The organism is Vibrio antiquarius, assembly GCF_000024825.1.
Taxonomy (GTDB): domain Bacteria; phylum Pseudomonadota; class Gammaproteobacteria; order Enterobacterales; family Vibrionaceae; genus Vibrio; species Vibrio diabolicus.
The window spans coordinates 2,363,552-2,385,269 of record NC_013456.1 but is presented as its reverse complement, the minus strand read 5'-3'; the positions used below and the strand labels follow the sequence as shown (position 1 = coordinate 2,385,269).

Annotated in this window: 17 protein-coding genes; 5 read left to right on the top strand and 12 right to left on the bottom strand. The window is 44.2% G+C overall.

Annotated features, from left to right (window positions below; translation table 11 throughout):
• Positions 1–16: 16 nt before the first annotated feature.
• On the bottom strand, positions 17–1,699 hold the full coding sequence (locus tag VEA_RS11090; protein ID WP_006742623.1) for an aspartate:alanine antiporter: 1,683 nt from the start codon (positions 1,697–1,699) through the stop codon (positions 17–19).
• 174 nt (positions 1,700–1,873) lie between these two features.
• On the bottom strand, positions 1,874–2,140 hold the full coding sequence (locus VEA_RS11085) for a GrxA family glutaredoxin (protein WP_005378026.1): 267 nt from the start codon (positions 2,138–2,140) through the stop codon (positions 1,874–1,876).
• Positions 2,141–2,517: 377 nt separating this feature from the next.
• Here VEA_RS11085 and VEA_RS11080 point away from each other — a divergent pair, with 377 nt between their 5' ends.
• Complete coding sequence (locus VEA_RS11080; protein WP_012841923.1) at positions 2,518–3,762, top strand: iron-containing alcohol dehydrogenase; 1,245 nt, start codon at positions 2,518–2,520, stop codon at positions 3,760–3,762.
• Positions 3,763–3,839: 77 nt separating this feature from the next.
• On the opposite strand, the gene VEA_RS11075 is transcribed toward VEA_RS11080, so the two are convergent.
• The 5 genes from VEA_RS11075 to VEA_RS11055 form a co-directional block, all read right to left on the bottom strand.
• A complete protein-coding gene (locus VEA_RS11075) occupies positions 3,840–4,694 on the bottom strand; it encodes a MurR/RpiR family transcriptional regulator (RefSeq protein WP_005378021.1) in 855 nt (284 codons plus the stop codon).
• A gap of 311 nt (positions 4,695–5,005) precedes the next feature.
• Positions 5,006–6,652 (bottom strand): pyridoxal-dependent aspartate 1-decarboxylase PanP, encoded by a 1,647-nt coding sequence (gene panP / locus VEA_RS11070; RefSeq protein WP_006742621.1) that lies wholly within the window; start codon positions 6,650–6,652, stop codon positions 5,006–5,008.
• A gap of 200 nt (positions 6,653–6,852) precedes the next feature.
• Complete coding sequence (locus tag VEA_RS11065) at positions 6,853–7,365, bottom strand: hypothetical protein (RefSeq protein ID WP_012841922.1); 513 nt, start codon at positions 7,363–7,365, stop codon at positions 6,853–6,855.
• A gap of 206 nt (positions 7,366–7,571) precedes the next feature.
• The gene (locus tag VEA_RS11060) at positions 7,572–8,477 is read right to left on the bottom strand and encodes a LysO family transporter (protein ID WP_006742620.1); all 906 of its coding nucleotides are present in this window, start codon (positions 8,475–8,477) and stop codon (positions 7,572–7,574) included.
• A 152-nt stretch (positions 8,478–8,629) separates the two neighbouring features.
• Entirely contained in the window at positions 8,630–9,550 is a 921-nt protein-coding gene (locus tag VEA_RS11055) for an HDOD domain-containing protein (RefSeq protein WP_005393212.1), read from the bottom strand.
• Positions 9,551–9,919: 369 nt separating this feature from the next.
• Here VEA_RS11055 and VEA_RS11050 point away from each other — a divergent pair, with 369 nt between their 5' ends.
• Entirely contained in the window at positions 9,920–10,507 is a 588-nt protein-coding gene (locus VEA_RS11050; RefSeq protein ID WP_005393210.1) for a TfoX/Sxy family DNA transformation protein, read from the top strand.
• Positions 10,508–10,697: 190 nt separating this feature from the next.
• Here VEA_RS11050 and VEA_RS11045 read toward each other — a convergent pair whose 3' ends face one another.
• The 3 genes from VEA_RS11045 to VEA_RS11035 form a co-directional block, all read right to left on the bottom strand.
• Positions 10,698–11,246 (bottom strand): hypothetical protein, encoded by a 549-nt coding sequence (locus VEA_RS11045; protein ID WP_005393208.1) that lies wholly within the window; start codon positions 11,244–11,246, stop codon positions 10,698–10,700.
• A gap of 289 nt (positions 11,247–11,535) precedes the next feature.
• The gene (locus VEA_RS11040) at positions 11,536–12,033 is read right to left on the bottom strand and encodes a response regulator (RefSeq protein ID WP_012841921.1); all 498 of its coding nucleotides are present in this window, start codon (positions 12,031–12,033) and stop codon (positions 11,536–11,538) included.
• Positions 12,030–13,970, bottom strand: a complete 1,941-nt coding sequence (locus VEA_RS11035) for an ATP-binding protein (protein WP_006742619.1) — start codon at positions 13,968–13,970, stop codon at positions 12,030–12,032. Before VEA_RS11035 ends, VEA_RS11040 begins: the two co-directional genes overlap by 4 nt.
• Positions 13,971–14,156: 186 nt before the next feature.
• Between VEA_RS11035 and VEA_RS11030 the strand changes: the two genes are divergently transcribed.
• The 3 genes from VEA_RS11030 to VEA_RS11020 all read left to right on the top strand — a co-directional run bounded on the left by VEA_RS11030 (position 14,157) and on the right by VEA_RS11020 (position 18,073).
• Positions 14,157–15,425: a DUF945 family protein gene (locus VEA_RS11030; RefSeq protein WP_006742618.1), complete on the top strand. Its 1,269-nt coding sequence runs from the start codon at positions 14,157–14,159 to the stop codon at positions 15,423–15,425.
• 138 nt (positions 15,426–15,563) lie between these two features.
• Positions 15,564–16,658, top strand: a complete 1,095-nt coding sequence (gene serC / locus VEA_RS11025; protein ID WP_012841920.1) for a 3-phosphoserine/phosphohydroxythreonine transaminase — start codon at positions 15,564–15,566, stop codon at positions 16,656–16,658.
• Between the two features lie 83 nt (positions 16,659–16,741).
• Positions 16,742–18,073 (top strand): D-serine ammonia-lyase, encoded by a 1,332-nt coding sequence (locus tag VEA_RS11020; RefSeq protein WP_012841919.1) that lies wholly within the window; start codon positions 16,742–16,744, stop codon positions 18,071–18,073.
• 96 nt (positions 18,074–18,169) lie between these two features.
• Here VEA_RS11020 and cydC read toward each other — a convergent pair whose 3' ends face one another.
• Both cydC and cydD read right to left on the bottom strand, forming a co-directional pair.
• Complete coding sequence (gene cydC, locus VEA_RS11015; RefSeq protein ID WP_006742615.1) at positions 18,170–19,891, bottom strand: heme ABC transporter ATP-binding protein/permease CydC; 1,722 nt, start codon at positions 19,889–19,891, stop codon at positions 18,170–18,172.
• Positions 19,884–21,671 (bottom strand): heme ABC transporter permease/ATP-binding protein CydD, encoded by a 1,788-nt coding sequence (gene cydD / locus VEA_RS11010; RefSeq protein ID WP_006742614.1) that lies wholly within the window; start codon positions 21,669–21,671, stop codon positions 19,884–19,886. Before cydD ends, cydC begins: the two co-directional genes overlap by 8 nt.
• Positions 21,672–21,718 lie beyond the last annotated feature (47 nt).

The window sequence follows — 21,718 nt, the reverse complement described above, 5'->3', positions numbered from 1 at the left end:
TCATCAGTCAAAGTTATTAACTTAATATTATCAGGATTGTACCTGCCAACGTCATCAGAATATTGGCAATCGCATAGGTACCCGCATAGCCAAGAGCTGGGATGGTGGATTTAGCGTAGTCGTTGACGACATCCATAGCTGGGGCACAAGTTCGGGCACCAATAATGGCACCGAAGAGCAGGGCACGGTTCATCTTGAGTATGTGTGCGCCCACTAAATAGGCCAATACCACAGGCACAACACTAACAATGAATGCTAAACCAATCACTTTTGGACCAACTTGAGTCAAGTGCTCGAACATCTTTCCGCCTGCACTTAGACCTATTCCCACCATAAAGAACATCAAACCCAAATCTTTGACCATATTCAGCGCCCCCTGCGGGACATAGCCGAAAGTAGGGTGATTTGCTCGTAAGAAACCAAGTGTAATACCAGATAACAAAAGACCTACCGCGTTACCCAAGCTGAACGAAACCTGGCCGAATGTCATCGTGATGAGGCCAAACAGAATACCCAAAATAAAGAAGCTGCAAAAAGCGAGTAAATCGGCCATTTGACTGTGGATCGAGATGAAACCGATTTTTTCCGCGAGTCCATGTACTCGGCTTTTCTCGCCGCTCACCTGAAGGACGTCACCTTTAGCGAGCACAATGTCTAAGTCCATCGGCATTTCTATTTGCGCACGTACCACGCGGTTTAAGAAACAGCCAAACTCAGATAAGTTTAAATCAGATAAACGCTTGCCTGCGATAGCGTCACTTTTTACGACAATTTCTTCTTCAACGATGCGCAAATCAAGCAAGTTACGATCAAATACTTCTTTTCCGTTGCGGAAGCTAGGATCCAAGCGAGCATGGCTATCAGGGAAGCCAACCAGTGCAATTTCATCACCCTCTTGCAAAATGGCATCACCATCTGGATGGGCGAGAATACCATTGCGGCGGATTCGTTCAATGTAACAGCCAGTTTGACGATAAATACCCAGTTCACGCAAGTTCTTGCCGTCAGTCCAGTCAATCAATTCTGGGCCGACTCGGTAAGCACGAATAATCGGTAAGTACACTTTTCTTTGGCTTGAATTTCCAAGGCCACGTTCTTGAGCAATTTGCTGCGCAGAATCAGACAGGTTCTGCTTCTGCAGTTTTGGCAACAGCTTCGCGAACATGATCATGCTAATTAAGCCCACCAGATAAGCCATCGCGTAACCTACAGATAGATTTTCTAATACCAAAGAAAAATCCATATTGCGCGGTATAGTAGCAAGGCCGGAGTTTAGAGCGTCTTGTGCACCAACCAGTACTGGTGTTGCTGTCAACGCGCCAGCCATCATACCGGCTGACAAGCCAAAGTCGAGGCCGAAATAGTGGCTCAAGCCATACGTTAAGCTGACTGCGGACACGAGAACGGTCATACTTAAAATAAAGTAATGCTTACCATCTCTGAAGAATATGCCAAAAAAGTTTGGTCCAGCTTCAATGCCAACGCAATAGATAAACAGCATAAAGCCAATGGTTAATGCTTCTGCATTGAATGAGAAGCCAAGGTGACCCATTACCAACGAGGTAATTAGAACGCCTATGGAGTTGCCTAGTTGTAATTTGCCAAATCGGATTTTTCCGATGGCAAGGCCAATGGCTAATACGACGAAGATTAGAAGGATAGGGTTTTGCTCAAGAAGGTATACGACGTCTATGTTCACTGTGTGGCTCGGTAAAGTGTGTGCCAAAAAGATTAAGAATTGCGAATTGTAACTAAATATAGCAAAAAGATAAGTGAATTTTTTTAGGTTTTACCATTAGTTGACGTAAGGTAATAACCAACTGAAAAATAATAAAAAAGCCGCATGAAGCGGCTTTCTTAAAAACTGTCTTTATTATTCGTCAAATAGACCTAGGTGCTCTTTCGCGTATGCTTCGAACTCGTCGCAGCCACCGATGTGCTCTTGGTCGATAAAGATTTGAGGAACAGTTTCAACTGGTTTACCAACTGTTTTCTCAAGATCTGCTTTAGAAATACCTTCAGCATGGATATCAACGTAACGGTAGTTGAAGTCGTCACGCTTCGCTTTTAGCGTTTCTGCGTGTTCTTTTGCACGAACACAGAAAGGACATGCAGGGCGACCAAAGATAACAACGAACATAATCTTATTTCTCCTAAATCTATTCTTTTTTGAAAGCGTACAAAACATAGCGGCTGAGTGCGCTCTCTTTTGTTGCAGTAACTATGCCCGATCCAGATACGGAAATAAAGCAGCAATTACCTCTTGGTTCTATAGGTGAAATCTATCGAATAAAAACTAAACGCGCTCCCTTATTCTATGGCTCTAAAGTATGTGAAGTGACGCATAAAAAACATACATTTTAAGGGGTTAATGATGGCAAGGTGGAATTGGTCAATTTTTTTTATTCAAAAACATAGCAATCTAATCTGGCTATACGCAAATGACTTCAACTCTTACATAAGTGTTAAATCAGAGGGCAAGAGGTTATTTGGGTATATTATTTTGGGAGGATGTGTATGTTTCAGTTTATGACTGCAACAAGGATTATATTTGGTGAAGGTGCACTTCAGTCTTCATTATCCGTTATCAACCAATTTGGTTACAGTGTTTTGCTGGTAACCGGGAAGGAAACCCAACGAGCCACGCCCATCATTAACTACCTTAAAGCTCAAAATATGCGTTACCAACACGTAGCAATCAATGGCGAACCTTATATCACAATGGTAGAAGAGACCGCGGTACTCGGTAGAAAATTCCAGCCTGATATGGTGATTGCTATTGGCGGTGGCAGTGTCATCGATATGGGTAAAGCTCTAGCCGCTATTATTCCTAATCAAGGCAATGTTTACGATTACGTCGAAGTGGTAGGAAGAAACGTACCATTGAAGGCAAAACCTCTTCATTTTATTGCAATTCCTACGACAGCAAGCACGGGTTCAGAGGTGACTCGAAATGCGGTGTTGAAGTCTGGACAAGATAAAGTGAAAGTGAGTCTTCGAAGCCCAGATATGCTGGCAGACGTTGCCATTGTGGATCCGACGCTCACTTATGGAACCGATCAATACACATCCGGGCGTGGCGCGATGGATGCGTTCACTCATTTGATGGAAGCGTATGTGTGTGGTGAGCCAAACCCTCTTACAGATATGGTGTGCGAAGAGGGACTTCGTCGTTTAAGCCGTTCAGTGATTGCTGCTTGTAAGCAAGATAATCATAAGGCTCGCTCGGATTTATCATTCGCTGCGTTGCTTGGTGGCATGGCCATTACTAATGCCAAATTAGGTGCTGCGCATGGGCTTGCGTCGGCGTTAGGAGGTAAGCTAGATGCTCCCCACAGCGTGATCACGGCGCGTCTTGCACCGCACGTGATGCAGGAAAATATTAACGCCGCGAAGCTCGCTGGCAGGAATGATGTGATAAATCGTTATCGTAAACTTGCCCAACTGGTTACCGATCGTGCGAACGCGAATGAGCACGATGGGGTTCTTTGGGTAAATATGGTGTTAGATAAGTTAGCGTTGCCGTTACTTGGCCAATTCGGAGTATGCCAAACTTCTTTTGAACAAGTGGCGAACGATGCTCTTAAGTCGATGGCGATCAAAGGCAACCCGCTACCCCTTAATCAGGAACGTTTGATATACATATTGCAGCAAGTCTGTGATTGCAGTGGAGAGTGTGTGGCAGAGAGCACACAACACGTGAGCTCTGTAGAAGTGCTTGAATCAAGAACGGACTTATCGAGTGTGAACGACTTGGGTTGATGTATTGATCTAAAGCGCATTGAAAAAAGGGGAGCGTTGAGCTCCCCTTTATTAAATCTTTCACTAAACAGCAGGACTTAGTACTGACTTAGCTTGTCATAGCGACTGTCTTTCAACGCATCTTTTACGCGTTTTAGGTTCTCACGGAAACCTGTACCACGGCGGAGTGTGAAGCCAGTTGCCAGTACATCAATCACCGTCATCTGTACAACTCGACTCGCCATTGGCATATAAACGTCGGTATCTTCAGGAATATCAAGCGTAATAGCGAGTGAACTTGCCTTTTCTAGCGGTGAGTCCTTTGCTGTAATCGCAATGACCGTCGCGCCGTTTTCACGAGCAAGGTTTGCTATTTCGACCTGACTCTTCGTTCGACCTGTGTGAGAAATAAGAACCACAACATCATTATCACTGCAGTTAATACAACTCATGCGCTGCATGACAATGTCTTCAAAACAAGTAATTGGAATGTTAAAGCGAATAAACTTGTTTTGTGCGTCTCGGGCTACAGAAGATGATGCACCAAGGCCAAAGAATGAAATGCGCTTCGCTTGCGTTAGCAAATCGACCGCACGGTTCACTTGCATTGGATCTAGGCTGTTTTTCGCGACATCTAAACACGCCATGGTCGATTCGAAAATCTTATGGGTGTACGCGTCTGGGCCATCGTCTTCTTCCACGTTACGGTTAACGTAAGGGGTACCGTTGGCTAGGCTCTGTGCCAAGTGAAGCTTAAAATCTGGAAAGCCCTTGGTGTCCAGACGACGACAGAAGCGGTTTACAGTGGGCTCACTAACGTCAGCCATTTTAGCCAACGTTGCAATGCTTGAATGAATTGCAGTTTGTGGAGACGCCATAATTACTTCCGCAACTTTGCGCTCTGACTTACTGAAATTCTCCAGGTTTTTTTGAATTTTTTCTAATGTATTCATAGTGTTCACGAGGGTATAGAGAACAACTCGCTGGCTCTGTTAACGAAAGGAAACACGAAGATTCCAGAGTAGAGTGGGGCGTTAACGAAAACAACCAGCGCCATAGAATCAGTATAAACCTGATCTTCAACCAGTCTAAACCAATAACGGATACTATTTAGTGAGAATTTGACAGGCCTCAAACAAAATGTTGTAAAAACTACAGAATTGGATGTGTAATCGATATTTTGTTGCGCCAGTCGCACGAGAATGATGTTTGAGTTACATCAAAACGAAAAAAAATTTCAAATTGATGTAACTCTTTCGGGCCATTAAGACGATTGGATATCAGTGACCACCTGCTGAATTCTTTCCATCAAATTTGGTGCTTGCTTGGCGATTTCACGCTGTTCATCAAGCACCGAACTCAAAATTTCTTTGGTCGTCAGCGGATTCGCCAAAACCACTCGGAACACAATCGTGTTCATGCGCTGCCATTGGTCTGGGTTCAGTCTTGTACGTGAAACAAACGATTTGCCCGTTTCACGCTGACGCTTTTGAATAAACTGTGTTAATTCATTAATCAGTTCATTCAGTTGTTCTTTTTGTGAACCTTCCGCTTTTGCTAATGCCTCACGGATGAATGGCGGCAAGTAGCGGTATGTGAGCAGACAAAGCTCTGGTTCAGAAACCAATTCGAAATCATCTTGTTGCTTGATTAAATCCGCAAAGTAGCGAGCTTTTTCAATGCTTTGGTCTATCAGCAGCTCATAGCCAGGGCGGCTGATGATGTGCATTGCGGCATAGACTAACATTGCCATGCCCGAACGAGAGCCTTCTAATGTATGGCTGCCTAGGTCTTTTGAGCCTTTACGCAAGATATATTGAGCGTGATGCTCTATGGATTTCATTGCGTCAGGGTCTTTGAACAGAACCATACCAGCGCCCATCGGGATGTAGAGTTGCTTGTGCGCATCAATGGTTACTGAGTCTGCCATTTCCACACCGTTAAGAAGGTGACGGTGGTGATTAGACATAAGTGTTGCGCCACCCCATGCGGCATCCACATGGAAATGACAACCGTGAGCTTGGCAGACTTCTGCGATTTCAGGTAGCGGGTCGACATTACCTGTCTCTGTTGTACCAGCTACACCAATAACAGCAATAGGCTTGATGTTTTGTTTCTCTAGTTCAACAATTTTCGCTTTAAGGTCGTCGACAATAATACGGTTGTTGGCATCCGTTTTAACCGCAACCAAGCCTTCTTGACCTAGACCTAGTACATCGGCTGCTTTCTTAAGGGAGTAGTGACCACGCTCAGACACCAATACCGCTAAGCCATCGTAGCCATAATGCTTCATGGCTTTAAATAGGCCTTCTTTCTCAACGCCTTTAAATGAACCATTGGCTCTTAACGCCTTGTTACGTGCTACCCAAAGTGCAGTGATATTGGCAATGGTACCGCCGGAGCAAAATGCGCCCAATGAGTGGTTTGCGCTATGCATCCACTGATCGTAAAACGTATCGCTCTGACCATAGATCAAGCGATGTAGCATGCCCAAAACTTGACGTTCAAGCGGGGTAAAGGCTTTAGAAGTCTCTATCTTTACCAGGTTTTGGTTTAAGGCGATCATGATCTTTGACAGTGGCATCAAGAAATAAGGCAGCGCCGATGTCATATGACCAATGAAGCTTGGTGAAGAAGTGTGAACGGAGTGCGACACCAAAGTGTCGAGTAAGTGTTCTGTATGATCTGACACGAACTCTGGCTGCTCAGGAATCTGAGCAGAAGAAAAGTCTTTTTCGATTTCGCGTAAAGGCTTTTCTTCTGCCACGATGTGTTCACGAAGAAATTGATTTAGATTTCGCGAGAGGCTCTCGTCAATTTTGGTTAACGTTGAGTCAGGACCTTCTGGGACAGTGAAGATCTTTAGCAAGCTCTCAAAGCTAACGTCAGCGGTTTTTTGTTCCTTAACCATAGCAAAGAATCTTTGTAGTTATTGTGGTAATGCGAGCGGCACAATCTAAACTAAAACGGGCGCAAAGTCCCGTTTTAATTGTTGAAACCCATGTTGCTGAAATGAAAATTTTAGGTGAGGGCTACAATCTTCGCATTAAAAAATCGTTGATTTTAATGTGTTAAAAACACTCGGCGTTTTCGAGCATCCTCAACGATTAATTAATCACACTTCTGCTTTTCAATCTTCTCTATTGACTGATTGTACTTATTAAGCGCGGTATCAATTTGTTGTGGATGGCTAAGCAGGTCGGCGAATGCTGAACGAAGCTCGTAGTTTTTGGGGTGGTTAGTCGATTGACGGTCACTAAACGTTTGTTTTGCAACTTCACCTAACTTATCACTTCGGCTTGCTAGCTGCTTAACGTCGTGTTGTTCCAATTTTAGCCATGCTTCGATTGGCTGTTCTGTTGCAACACGGCTAGGATCGTTCTCTAGAAAATAGTGAACTGCTTCACGGTTTAATTCAAAGTGATGTTTACGGCCGTCCAAGAACCACTGGCTAACTTCTTTTAGATCTGGATACTGTGTAACCGTCAAATCAACAAGATCTTGATACCACTGTAGTGAGGCATCAACATAGCCGTCGTATTTGCTGGCAAGACATTGTTGATCTGCGGCAAACGTAAAAGTTGAGCTTGTAGCGAGGAGCGCTGCAACGACAAAGCGTTTCATTCTTCTTCCTTCTGGTTGTTATCCCTTTATTAACGCAAGGCACATAAGTTGATGTTTCACCCTTCTTTCTCTTTAGTCGTGATAAATCATTGGGCTAATTGACAAAAAGAAAGCGGATTATTGCCAAAATCTTGATCACTTTGACGTTAACTAGGTATTTGAATTTTTGCCGTATTGTAATGGATGTTAAAGCGAAAACCTGAGATCTAGCTAGCAAGTGATACAAAGAAAAGCATCATAACTGGTACCAGTAAACTCAAAATAAACCCACTAACGATGGCGACTGGGACACAACGCACACCACCTGTAGTCTGAATAACAGGTAGGGTAAAGTCCATTGCTGTTGCACCTGCATAACCAATTGCTGTGCACGGATAGCTGCGAATAAAGAGAGGAATGGCTACCAGCGCGACCAGCTCTCTCATCAATTCGATCAGGAAAGATGCTCCCCCAAACACGGGGCCAAAAGCGTCTCCCATCAAAATTCCTGCGAGTGAATACCAGCCAAAGCCTGAAGCCATCGCGAGGGCTTGATAGAGAGGAAGGTCCAAAAGTATCGCTGCAATAACGCCACCAAGCATACATGTTGCGATCACAACTGCCGCAATGGCCATACCCTGTTTATTTAATAAAATTTGGCGGAGAGTAAGACCACTATTGCGAAGCTGAATACCAATAAAAAATAGGAGCAGGAAGAGTATCCATTCGCTCGCTGTATCCACCCAACTTAAATCGATGGGTAACAGCAGACCAACTACTAGCCCGCCACCAACGACAACAATCAGCTTTACTGATTCTAAAGCCATCGAGGATAGTGGCAGCTTCTTTTGATTCTGATTGGTCTGGAGAGGAATAATCCTATCGATAATAGGCAGCGCTAACAGGTTACAGGTACTTAAACATAAAAAGAAAGTACTCGCATAGAGGAGAATACTCTGTAAGTTGCTACTTAAGTTATCGAGCGCTGCTAGGCTAAGTCCCATCAACGACAAAATGACGTAAATAAGGTAGGACGTTGATTGATTGATCTTCTCCAGTAACGAGGCTCGAGATATAGGAATTAGATACCCCACAACAAGTGGAGCGAAAATAAATAGCATCCCTGAGAACATAAAGCTCTATGATTCCTTTTTTGAGATAATACCAACACACATAAATCAAATTATTTATCGGTTGAAATTAGAGAGATATTTCACCAAATACCAAACGCTGCTCAGCCTTGAGCGAATCGTTTATCGCGAATTAGGTGTGAGAAAACGATAAATTACAAGCCGCTAGCACTTAGCACTGCACGTATTTGGTCATTGAAGTCAGTATCACTCATATTGCTGAGTTCATACAAGACCTCTGCACCTGTTAAGTTGAATTCAACTTCGTGTTCATCAATGCGCTCATCATGATTGCGGAACATCAATAAGTGATGCGCGATTCTTGCAATGTCTAAATAACTTACTTCCGGTCGCGTTTGCTCGTACTTCTCGTTTGAGGAGACCTCTCTAAAGTCATTGTCAAATCCCCAGCGCTCTAGCACCAGTTTGCTTGTTGCTGAACAACGAGTTTGGAAGATTTGCAACGCAATTTCAGGATCTAGGTAATTGCCTCTATCTAAGTACAGGTGGTACTCGTTAATTAGACAAAACAAACCGATATCGGCTAGCAGACCAACCAGCAATGCTTTTTCTTGCTCCAAGTGCCCATAAGTACCTGGCTCGTGTTTACGAAACGCTTGAACTAATATCACCATGACGGCACCGAGTTCTCGGGATACCGCTGCACTTTTCACCAAGATAGCATTACATTCTTTGGTTAAATTTACTGAATGTTTAAGTTGTTCAATCGCTTGTGCGGTAACAATATCACGCACGCGCAGTATACCAAGGCGAGATACCGCGGTGGTTAAGTCATTGCAGGTAATGTTTCTGCGATTGAAAATTACAGAGTTTGCTACTCGCAGAACGACCGCCGCCAAGCCGGGGTCTTCTAACAAACAGTTAGCAACATCTGAAATAGTGGTGTGTTCTTCGACACATAACTGCTGAATTTTAAGCACGACATCAGGAATAGGGGGTAATGAAATCTTACCCGTTGAGATGGACTGTTCTACCAGCTGAGCAAACTCGGATTCCAGTGCGTTTATAAGCTTATCTTTATTATTTGGCAGCCAAAAAAATGATAAATGTTCCATTGTGACGCTGTACTTGAGATCTTTCGTACAGTGTACCCTTACAGCGTATTCTTTATCAATTAAATGCGTATCACGTGCTCGTAATTGCCAGCGAGATCATAATGATGGCGTGTTTTGGGCATGCCGTGCGTCAAAAAAATATCACCACATGAATAATAAGTGTGAAACTAATCACGTATGCCGAATATATACTTTTTTATATGTGACCTATGTCCTAACTTATTTTTCAACGTTAAGTATGATTAAGCAAGTTGGTGAGCACAACTCACAAAAATATCGCCAACAAATCGACATTTATAATTCGCTATAAGCTGCTGTTTATCTGGTGACATCGCTAATCGGGGTAATTTATTCAGATTAAAGAGGTCAATGGACATGACAGACCAAGCTTTTTTTAAATATGTACGCAACTTTAGTGAGTATCAAAAACGTTCTATGTTCGGTGGTATCGGTTTATTCACCGATGATGCTATGTTTGCGCTTGTCAGCAATGATTGCTGCTACTTACGTGGTGGTAATGGATTGGACGAAGTGTTTACTCAGCTGAATTGCGAAAAATATAAGCACGTCAAAAAACAGACGACGGCAACCGTAAATTATTATGATGTAACAGATTTGTTTGAATCCGGATATGCAGGACTCGATGAACTGGTACAAAAATCAATTGAATACTCAATTAAGGAACGAAAATATCAAAAGTCTTCTGCCAGTAGACGTTTGAGAGATCTGCCAAATATGCAGTTAACTCTTGAGCGAATGGTCAAGAAAGCAGGTGTTGATGACGTAGAAACCTTTTTAGAACTTGGACCTGTAAAAGTCTTCAACAAAGTTAAAGTGGCTTATGGCAATGACGTTGATGTTAAGTTGCTTTGGAAATTCGCTGGTGCCACTGACGGTGTTCATTGGAAACTGATTCAAGAGCCGCGTAAAAAGCAGTTACTGGCGCTGTGTGAGTAAGCAAGCTGAACGCACGATGATTGACTCGTTTTGATGGAGTTAGCGGGTCGTAAAGGCAAGTGTTGAAAGCGGAAAAAGGACATTGAAGTTTTTGACCACTTCATTGAGTTAGTCATTAGATTAGACAAAAAACCGAGGCATGGGCCTCGGTTTTTGTTTTTTAATTTGCTCTTTTCTTAAAGCACAAATCTTAAAACTTAAAACGCGTGGTGAACATTACCTGATCACCATAAAAGTCGTTGATACGCGCTTCAGCACCTAGAGAGAAAAGCTCAGTTGAGTGGAAACGAGCGTATGCTGCACCGGTCCAGTCGTCATCGTTATCAATAGAAACGTAGCCGACTTTGCCGCCTACTTCTAATTGAGGACCTAACCATTGACGAACACCTAAGTTCAGTTCCATACCTACGTCAGTGCTGCTATCGCTTGAAGGTTGTACAACGCGCATTAGCATTTCACCTGTAAGGTCAGCCCAGTTGTTTAGTGGCGAATGAAAGCCAAAACCAGCGGCTGAGTCAAAATCACTTTCAAACTCAGAGTCGATACGAGCAATAACATGTGCGTTAGGGTGAATTGATTTGCTGAATCCAGCACCAAATGTCACAGGACTTGCGCCAATACGTGCTTCGAAATAGTCGTAGCTAAAGTTGCTCATAGTTGCTGGCGCATTGCGGTCGTTTGCGGCTAGGGCATGGCTTGATGCCACTAGTAAGGCAGCGGCTAATAGTGTTTTACGCATAACTAACGATAAACCTTGTTCATTATTTCCATGGATTCAAGCAACCACTTGAACCGTAATCTGATTTGTCCGACATCATAATAAAAAGGAAGGTCCACGACCAACAAAAATGTGTCGATGTTTTGTCAATTAACTTAATAGTTAGTGGGTTTAAGCAAAAACTACGCCATATACATAACGTCTAAGAGCATCAATCGGATAAATAGTGATGCTTTTCCATACTCGCGCTATTGCGCGAAATAACGTGGATCAGCTGGCTTTGGTGACATTCAAGCTAGAGCCACGCATATTACTCGCCGAAGCTTGCTCTGCGTTCAGCCATGGCATTGAGGATCGCCTCAGAATCAAGGACTTGAGTCCAAGATAGTAAGTTATCATCATTTGCAATCATAAAAGCAGTAAGCTGAGACACGATTGCTTTTCTCAACTCTTCACCTCTCCATGGTTTGGCTATGTAATAGTCCAGACTTGCGTTATTGACGGCCTCAACGGTGTCTTCTAAGCCGGCTTGTCCTGTAAGTAAGACTTTGCGGGCTGCTTTTGTGTCACCATTTTGACTGAGTTCGATTAAGAAGCTAATCCCAGTTTGCTCCGGCATAATGTGGTCGCATAAAATGAGCGCAAGCTGAACTTCCTCTTCCGCCATCTCCTCGATCACTTGCCTTGCTTCAGTGACTGATTCCGCTCCCTCGACAATAAAATGTTCCTCAAAGGGAGCGAGATCCTGGAGCACGCTATCCAAGACTTCTCGTTCGTCATCGACACATAAAATTAAATACTTGGTCATATTTCATCTCCTTTTTCGATGACTGGTAACCAGACTGTCATTCGTGTGAACTTGTCGAGCTCTGATTCGACGTCAATCCATCCTTTATGTGCTGTCACGATTTGCTGGCAGATGGACAGTCCAATGCCTAAACCAAAGTTGCCTTCTTTTTTCGTCGTGAAGTTGAGCTCGAAAATGGCTTCTCTTTGCGAATCAGGAATGCCACACCCATTATCTTCAAACGAGATAACGGCATAATGTGTATGATCTTTTTCTGCAAGACGTGTTTGTATTTTTAAAACGCCTTTTTCCGGAAATGCATCAATGGCGTTAGAGACCAAATTCGTCCATACCTGTTGGAGCGCGATTGGTTGACAAAGGATAGGAGGTAAATCCGCGTAATTAGTGGAAACCTGATGCATTTTTAGTTTGTTTTCGAAGATCACCAAGGTGTCTTCAATACCTTCATGAATATCAGCATAGTGCTGGGTCTCATCATCTGAGCGTGCGTAACCTTTAAGGCTTTTCACCATATCTGCAATTCGCGCAGCACAGACGTTAATTGAGCGAAGAGTAGAACCTGCTTTGTGGTATTGCTCAAGAGTATCGAGAACATGAGAAGATATTTGCTGTTTTTTCGTTAGTTGAGTGAGTAACTCGTGATCTGACTCTAGCCCAAGGTTCACCACTTTCTTTGCCAGTGTTCGGTCTGGAAGGGCATGATTAAGTGCTTTAACGCGTGATCTGAGCTCAGCGGTTGAAGCGGGTTTTGCGGTTTGAGCTTTGCTCAACAACTCAATGCCTTTGGTTTGTATATCGGAACTGGGTATTTCGTTAAGTAATCGTTCTAGCGTATGAGTTAAATTTTCTACGCCCCTCAATATCGCTGCTATCGGATTATTTAGTTCATGCGCCACGCCCGCAACCAACTGGCCGAGCATTGCCATTTTTTCTCTTTCAATGAGTTGCTGGTGGGCAGACTCCAGCGATTCGAGCGTTTTTTGAAGTTGCAGCTTAGTGTTGATGCTTCTTTGTAACCGGCGGTTGAAGTGGCGTAAGAGCAAGTTTGTAAAAAGAGGCAGTAAGTTTGAGTCGCTTTGCATCACTTTATTGAATACGTTGCGATCGAGTTTGATGACCTCTGTCTTTGTCAGCGTTAGGGCTGTCGAGAAAGAACATTCTCCAGTAACAAACGACATGCCTCCGACAATATTACCTTTGTTATGGCGTACAACCTCTCGCTGCATGCCTTGCTCATCGCGCTTGTACAGAGCCACTTCACCATCGGTGATAAACCACAAGAAGCTATTTGGCTCGCCTTCTACGGTTAATAAGTGTTCAGTTGAATAGGTGCGGCAGGCTCTTGTTTCGTCATTGTCTTTAAAGAACTGTTGGAGAGCTGAGATCACTTGCTCGGCTAACTCAGCATCAGACATCGAGTGGTAGTCGTGTAAAAAGCCCGCTTGATAATGGCTCATCTGATTATTGATGTGCGCTCGCAACAAGCTGTGATGATCCAATATCTGACTGTAACTTAGCAGGTCTTCTTTACCGTTTCGCAATATAAATTGGGTCAGCTCTTTTTGCACTGTGTTAAATAAGACGTGATCTGGCAAAGGTTTAGTGAGGCAGTGGTCGAGCCTGCCCTCATTAACGGCAGTGAGAATTGCGTCGATATCAGACGAGCAGCTAATAAGAACTTTTCTTGCTTGCTCGGTATGCGGCATCCGGTCTAAACCAATAAGAAAATCCACGCCATTAAAATGAGCGTGATGGCTCGCTATAACTAAAGCAACAGTCTGCTCTCTTTCCTCTAGATACTCTAAAGCGCTTTGAGCCTCTTCTATCGATTCGACAGAAAAAATATCAAACTTACTTGAGAAGGCAGACAGCTCCAATCGAAACTGTTCAGCACTGATTGGGTTGTTGTCGAGACACAACACAGCATAACGATTCACAGATGTTTTAGCTCCGGTTAAAACTTCGCCACGCAAACTTTAACAATAAAAGGATATGATGAGTGGGAGCCAAGTATGATTCCTGATTAATGGACTAGAATAAGCATCAATAGTCTGATTTGTCTCAATGTTTTCTCCGCAGAAGGTTTGGGGTAGACTGACCGAAAATACCTAATAAGTGACGTTATGCAAAATCTTAAAAAAATCGGCGCCATTGGTGGTGCTATCTCATTAGCGCTGTGTTGGCCATTGGCTGTCGGACAAATTGGTCAGTCCATCATTGAAGATGGTATTACCAATATGAATGATGAAATGATTAAAGGCGAAGTGGTCGAGTATCAGCGTGGCTATTTGTCTTCAGTCGTGCTGACTCGTTATTCAGTTGTTGATCCTGAGCTTAAAACGCAGCTAGAGCGTGATGGTATGCCAACGACGTTTGACGTAACCAGTGATGTTAGCCACGGTCTAACAAGCCTAACAGCAGATTCAAAATTGGTGGACAATGACTTTTTGCCTCTCACGATGCATAGTCAGACTCAACTAAATGGCAATACGGCATTCACCCTTGACCTAGACAGTTGGCATTATCGTAACGAAGCGCAAGGTGTTTCTGTTTCTACAAGCCCTGCAAAAGTGACAGGAGATGTGACGGTATTGGGTGATCTCAATTACCAAGTTTCTGTTCCTTCTGTTCAAGTGGATTTTGAAAACGGTGAAGAGCTTCATCTGAATGCATTGACAGGTCAGGGTAAAGGTAAGCAAGCAAAAGGCTATTGGCTGGGTGAGCAATCTTTTTCTCTAGAGAAGCTGGATGTGGTTGATTCGAACTTAACGCCTGTCTTTTTGATTGAGAATGCAAGTTACCGCGGCAACACTACGATGAATGAGTCTGGTGATAAGCTGAACAGTCAGCTGAACCTAGATGCTAAGAAACTGCGTTTAACTGATGGTACGGATGTCGATAACTTTAAGTTGGATTTCTCAATTGCAGATGTGGATAGCCAGTCATTTGACCAAATTATGTCTATCTATCAAAGCTCTCCAATGTTAGACGAGCAGGAAATTGCGAGCTTATTGCCGCATGTTGACACGCTGTTTAGCAAAGGTTTTGATTTATCCGTGAATGAGCTTTCACTTGCATTTGGTGACGGTAAATTCCATAACGAGTGGCAATTATCCATTCCTGAAGGTACTGACCACATTACTCAAGACCCAATGAAGTTGATGACGGCGACTACTGGTGAGCTCAGTACTTACTTCTCTGACGAATTAGTGACGCACTACCCATTTATTCAAGAAGGAATCGATGAGCTGCTCATCATGGAGTTGATCGAGAAAGTCGAGGGCGGTTATCAACTCAAAGCAGAAATCGGTGACGGTAAATTGAAGTTCGAAAATGGACATGAGTTCCCATTAGTGGCGCTACTTATGCCCGCCTTGATGCAACAACAGTAGCCAAGTATTGTTGCGGAATTAATCCAATTTAACGCTTAGTCTTTAAAAAGAGGTCGTAAGACCTCTTTTCTTGTTTTTATCGCTGCGAAAACGTGATATTAATTTCGTAATATTTACATAGCAGGAGCAATGAGCATCATGGAACAAAATACGGACAACGTATTTAACTTCAGTGCAGGGCCAGCAGGTCTGCCTAAAGCAGTTATGCAGCAAGCACAACAGGAACTAATCGATTGGCAAGGCCTTGGTACTTCGGTCATGGAAATCAGCCATCGAAGCAAAGAGTTCATCAAAGTTGCAGAAGAAGCCGAGCAGGATTTACGTGATCTTCTGAATATTCCGGACAACTATAAAGTGCTGTTCTGCCAAGGTGGTGCTCGTGCTCAGTTTGCTGCTGTTCCTCTAAACTTACTTGGTGATGCCGAGACGGCAACTTACATCGACGGCGGTTATTGGGCTGAAAGTGCGGTAGCTGAAGCGAAGAAATACTGCGAGCCAGACGTATTTGATGCAAAAACAGAAATCGACGGAAAAGTAGCCGTTCTACCTGCAAACGAATGGAAAATTGCTCCAGAAGCGGCTTACGTGCATTTCTGTCCAAATGAAACCATTGACGGTATCGAGATTAACGATCTTCCTGTCACTGACAAGCCAATCGTCGCTGACATGTCTTCGACGATTCTTTCTCGTGAGATTGATGTATTGAAATACGGTGTGATTTATGCGGGCGCTCAGAAAAACATTGGTCCTTCAGGCATTGCTATCGCTATCGTGCGCGACGACTTGTTAGGTATGGCGAAGCAGGTACTGCCAAGTATCTTGGATTACACTGTTCTGGCTGAGAAAGAATCAATGTTCAACACGCCACCAACCTTTGCATGGTACCTGTCTGGCCTAGTTTTCAAATGGTTGAAGGCGCAGGGTGGGGTAAAAGCGATCGAGCAAGTGAACCGCGCTAAAGCCGCACTACTGTATGATTACATCGATCAGTCTGATTTCTACCGTAATGGCGTGCACTCAGCAAACCGTTCTTTGATGAATGTGCCATTCCAACTTGCGAAACCTGAACTGGATGCGACGTTCCTTGAACTAGCAGATGCCAAAGGGCTGAAATCACTGAAAGGGCACCGAGCCGTTGGTGGTATGCGAGCTTCCATTTATAACGCCATGCCGCTAGAAGGTGTACAAGCGTTAGTCGATTTTATGCAAGAGTTTGAGAAAAACTACGCATAAAATCAAATTCACTGTTATTCATGAAAGCGTCGCAATTGCGGCGCTTTTGTTTATCTCAACTCACATCACTCCAGGAAGGTAAAATGACCAAGGCGAATATTGAAGCGCTGATCAAGCAGTTCCCACTCTTGGCGCCACTTATCGATCTTAAGGAGGTTTGCTGGTTTAACCCAAACATAACCTCTTTAGCAGAAGGTTTGCCCTATGTGGGGCTAGATGAGAAAGATATTCAAGCTGCGAGTGAACGGCTAGCACGATTTGCGCCTTATTTGATGAAAGCGTTTCCCGAAACGGAAGCTTCGCATGGCATCATTGAGTCTTCTGTGGTGGATGTTCCCAAGATGAAAGTGCGTTTGGAGCACCAATACGACACGCCAATATTGGGTCGTTTAATGCTCAAAAAAGACAGTCATCTGCCAATTTCTGGTTCTATCAAAGCGAGAGGTGGCATTTATGAAGTGCTCACCCATGCCGAAAAGTTGGCGTTTGAAGCTGGCTTACTCTGCGAAACCGATGATTACAGCAAATTGTTCAGCAATGAGTTTCGGCAGTTTTTTAAGCAGTACAGTATTGCTGTTGGGTCAACGGGTAACCTCGGTATGTCCATTGGCATCATGAGTGCAAAGCTTGGTTTTTCAGTCTCGGTTCACATGTCTTCTGATGCGCGGGAGTGGAAGAAAAATAAGCTCCGATCACATGGCGTCAAAGTGGTGGAGTACCAGCAAGACTATGGTGTTGCCGTTGAGCAAGGTCGTAAAGAAGCAGAGCAAGATCCTAACTGCTTCTTTATTGATGATGAAAACTCGCAGACGTTGTTTCTAGGTTACTCTGTTGCGGGTGAGCGTCTTAAGCAGCAGTTTGATGACTTGGGAATCGTGGTTGATGAGCATCATCCGCTCTTTGTTTATCTACCCTGTGGTGTTGGCGGTGGGCCTGGTGGCGTGGCATTTGGTTTGAAAGTCGCGTTTGGTGATCATGTTCATTGTATTTTCGCAGAGCCAACGCACTCTCCGTGCATGTTGTTGGGCGTGCATACCGGCTTGCATGACGAGATTGCGGTACAAGATTTGGGTATCGACAACATGACCGCTGCTGATGGATTAGCAGTAGGGCGTGCGTCGGGATTTGTCGGTAGAGCGATGGAAAGGCTAATTGATGGTTTTTACACCATTGATGATGCTCATATGTATCACCACTTGGGTGAGTTAAGTGAACTAGAAGGCATTAACCTAGAGCCTTCTGCATTAGCCGGTATGGTTGGGGTAGTGCACGTCTCGAATAATCATGCTTATCAGTCTCGAATGCAATTTGACGAAGAAAAACTCAGAAACGCAACGCATCTTGTTTGGGCAACAGGTGGAGGGATGGTTCCGGAAGATGAAATGGCGGCTTATCTCAAAAAATCAGGTCGGTAAATCAGCCCTGTATACGTACTTAACTAGGCAATTAACAATACAGGAATAACAAAGGGCTCATCGTTTGATGAGCCCTTCTCGTCACTGAATATCGAATTATAGAGACTGTAATAGCTGGTAGTAACGACCTTTCTGAGCGAGTAGCGTTGGATGGTCGCCTTGTTCGATGATCTCACCTTGTTCCATCAAACAGATGCTATCCATGCTTTCTAATTCTATTAGTCGGTGTGTAATGAATATCACTGTCTTATTAGCAAAGTGCTCATTGAAAAGCGCCATCACTTTCTGTTCCGTACGCTTATCGAGACCTTCAGTTGGTTCATCCAAGAGTAGGATTGGCGCATCACGTAGCAATGCGCGAGCGATACCGATTCGGCGTTTCTCTCCACCAGATAACTGACGACCACCGTCGCCTAACCAAGCGTCTAACCCTGGAGCCTCAAGAAGGCCACCAAGTTCGACTTTTTGAAGAATCTCAGACAGTCGCTCATCACTTGCTTCTGGAGCGGCCATAAGTAAGTTGTCACGCAGTGTTCCATTCAGTACATCAACGCGTTGACTTACCACTGTCATTGCTTCTCGCAGGTCAGACTCGCTCCAATCTTGCAGCTTTGTACCACCGATTCGAACTTCACCTTGGTTTACATCCCAGTAGCGACAAAGAAGCTGAATGAGTGTTGATTTACCTGAACCTGTTTGACCTACAATGGCTGTTTTAGTGCCCAACGGTAGTGAGAGTGACAAGTCTTTCAGCACCTTTTGCTGACCGTCAGGGTAAGTGAAGTCAATGTTGTCGAATTCAATGTCTAACGTTGTGCCTTTATGTTTCGATTGCTCAGGGAAGACAACGTCCGGTTCAGCCAAAATTACTTCATTTAAACGACGAGCAGAAGTCAACGTTTGCCCCAGGTACTGGAACGCGCCCGCAATAGGCATCAAAATTTCAAAACTTGCCATCGTTGCAAATGCAAACAACGCAATCCAAGGATCAGGAGCACGACCTCCTACGCCGTCTGCAGCAAACCAAAGCATCACAACCAGTGTAAGACCGTTCACAAGCATAAGCAGGCCTGAAGCCATGCCCGTTAAATTCGCGTTCACAAACTGATTAGACAAAAGCTGCTTTTGCTTCTCTAGAATGAGATTGCGATAACGCTCTTCTGCTCCAAAGATACTCAGTTCGCTGTAGCCTTGAAGCCAGTCCAGAGTCGCCACTCGCAATTGCGCTTTATGATGAGTGAGATTCTCGCCATTGTTTTTACCCAGTTTATAGAACAGCACCGGCCATACAAACAACATGACGGTAAGAATCGAACCAAGCAGCAGGGCGAGATGCCAGTCAAAAAATGCCAGGACAGCCGTTAAACTTAGTATCCCAAAAATACCAATCACGACAGGGCTGATAAGTCGAAGATAAACGTGATCCATCGCATCTACGTCCGCCACTAGGCGGTTGAGCAGATCAGCATCACGCATCGTAGAGACACGACCCGGAATCAGTGGTGCAAGTTTCTTAAAGAAGAAGATACGTAGATCGGTAAGCAGTTTGAACGTTGCATTGTGGCTAACGACACGTTCTCCCCATCGACCTGCGGTTCGAGCCATTGCAGCGCCGCGTACCCCAGCACCTGGTAACATGTAGTTGAAGGTCTCACGAGCTACCGTCAAGCCTGCCACCGCAGCGGCTGAAATAAACCAACCCGATAGCGTTAATAAGCCAATAGATGCAGCTAAGGTCAGAAATGCCAATAGCATACCTAGAGAAAGACCAAACCAATGTTTCTTATAGAGTTTTAGATAAGGGAGTAAATCACGCATCTAAGTTCCCCTTGTCTGTTTCACGTTGTGCGAGGTTCGCTTCCAACATGTCTTTAAATAAGCCATCTTCTGTCGACAGTGTGTCGTAATCACCACATTGAACAATCTGGCCGTCCTGCATAACAAGAATTTGCGATACGCTTTGTAAAGGTGCCAACTGGTGAGTAATTATCAAATTCGTTGTGGCATGTGCGTACTTGTTAATGCCTTCCATGACGAGTTTTTCACTACGAGCATCTAAGCTTGCGGTCGGTTCATCTAATAACCAAAAACGACCATTTTGTAGCATAGCGCGAGCCAACGCTAAACGCTGGGCTTGACCGACAGATAAACCACCAGAGCGGTCAGATATCGGGTAATCCAACCCATGCATTTCAACAAATTCAGCAGCATGAGAGTCATTCAAAACAGAATGAACGTCTGCATCTTGAATGTTGTGTTTGCCTAACGTGACGTTATCTCGAATGCTGCCATGTAATAGCATTGGGTTTTGACCAATCCAGCTTACGGCCTCTCGCCATGTGGCTAGATCCAGTTGTGACAATTCACAACCATTAATCTTCAAGCTACCTTGATAAGGCATGAAACCGAGGATGGTGTTTACCAAGCTTGTTTTACCTGCACCACTTGGTCCAACTAAAGCCGTACTTTTGTTGGCTTCAAGAGAGAAGGATAGGGGACCTGCGAGCTGCTTACCTTCCGGACTAAAAATGGTTAACTCGTCTGCTTCAATATGGATAGGGCTGTTTTTATCTAACGCTTGGGTTCCATCTTTGATTTGATCGACTTCCAAATCTAGAAACTCGACAATACTTTCTGCTGCGCCAACCGCTTGCTGTTTCGCATGGTAGAACGTGCCCAAATCACGTAATGGCTGATAAAACTCTGGCGCAAGAATCAGAATGAACAAGCCAGCAAACAGCGTAACACCTGTGCCGTAGTAGCCGAAATCGAGCTCTCCGATATAACTAAAGCCAAAGTAGACGGCGGTAATTGCGATAGAAATGGAAGTGAAAAACTCTAAAACCGCAGAAGATAGAAACGCGATTTTCAGAACGTCCATGGTACGAGTACGAAAGACTTCCGAAGCACCCTTCAGAGTTTCAGTTTCAGATTTTGTTCTATCGAATAAGCGAATGGTCGTCATTGCTTGCAAGCGGTCATAAAAGTGACCGGACAAACGCTGCATCGCTTTAAAGTTTTTGCGGTTTGCTTCTGCGGCTTTCATCCCAACCAGTGCCATGAAAATAGGCACCAGTGGTGCAGTGACTAGGAAGATCAAGCCTGCCGCCCAGTTTACTGGGAATACGACAACCAAAATAATGAAAGGCACTAGTACCGATAATGACATCTGAGGCAAGTAGCGAGAGAAGAAATCTTGCATATCTTCTACCTGCTCTAAGATGAGCGTCGCCCAGCTGCCGGCAGGTTTGCCTTTGATGTAAGCTGGCCCAAGTTTATGAACTTTATCTAAAATGAGTTGGCGAATATAAACTCGAATTTGCTCACCGCAACGGTAACCGGCAAGCTCTCGACCCCAGGTACAAGTAGCTCGACCGATAACCGTGCCACCAAGCCCAACAAAATGCCAAATGAGGTCGGCTTTGTCTACTTGGTCAATGATTAACTGGTGCAGAATGGAGGCGAGCAGGGCTGCTTGAGCCAATAAAAACACGCTTGAAAGTACGCCTAGGCCTATCGCAATCATAAGCCAGCGCTTGGCTAACTTACTTTGTTGCTTCAGCCACTTATTCAAGCTGCTTTGCTTTTTCTTATCCATCGTGAAGGCTTAATGATAATTGTTTTAATGAGGCGGTAGTATACAAA

Coding starts and splice junctions, on each gene's coding strand:
- VEA_RS11050 (WP_005393210.1), top strand. CDS start 9,920: ATGGACATGACAGACCAAGCTTTTTTTAAATATGTACGCAACTTTAGT.
- cydC (WP_006742615.1), bottom strand. CDS start 19,891: ATGCGTGATTTACTCCCTTATCTAAAACTCTATAAGAAACATTGGTTT.
- VEA_RS11045 (WP_005393208.1), bottom strand. CDS start 11,246: ATGCGTAAAACACTATTAGCCGCTGCCTTACTAGTGGCATCAAGCCAT.
- VEA_RS11085 (WP_005378026.1), bottom strand. CDS start 2,140: ATGTTCGTTGTTATCTTTGGTCGCCCTGCATGTCCTTTCTGTGTTCGT.
- VEA_RS11020 (WP_012841919.1), top strand. CDS start 16,742: ATGACCAAGGCGAATATTGAAGCGCTGATCAAGCAGTTCCCACTCTTG.
- VEA_RS11080 (WP_012841923.1), top strand. CDS start 2,518: ATGTTTCAGTTTATGACTGCAACAAGGATTATATTTGGTGAAGGTGCA.
- VEA_RS11075 (WP_005378021.1), bottom strand. CDS start 4,694: ATGAATACATTAGAAAAAATTCAAAAAAACCTGGAGAATTTCAGTAAG.
- VEA_RS11055 (WP_005393212.1), bottom strand. CDS start 9,550: ATGGAACATTTATCATTTTTTTGGCTGCCAAATAATAAAGATAAGCTT.
- VEA_RS11040 (WP_012841921.1), bottom strand. CDS start 12,033: ATGACCAAGTATTTAATTTTATGTGTCGATGACGAACGAGAAGTCTTG.
- VEA_RS11030 (WP_006742618.1), top strand. CDS start 14,157: ATGCAAAATCTTAAAAAAATCGGCGCCATTGGTGGTGCTATCTCATTA.
- VEA_RS11060 (WP_006742620.1), bottom strand. CDS start 8,477: ATGTTCTCAGGGATGCTATTTATTTTCGCTCCACTTGTTGTGGGGTAT.
- serC (WP_012841920.1), top strand. CDS start 15,564: ATGGAACAAAATACGGACAACGTATTTAACTTCAGTGCAGGGCCAGCA.
- panP (WP_006742621.1), bottom strand. CDS start 6,652: ATGGTTAAGGAACAAAAAACCGCTGACGTTAGCTTTGAGAGCTTGCTA.
- cydD (WP_006742614.1), bottom strand. CDS start 21,671: ATGGATAAGAAAAAGCAAAGCAGCTTGAATAAGTGGCTGAAGCAACAA.
- VEA_RS11065 (WP_012841922.1), bottom strand. CDS start 7,365: ATGAAACGCTTTGTCGTTGCAGCGCTCCTCGCTACAAGCTCAACTTTT.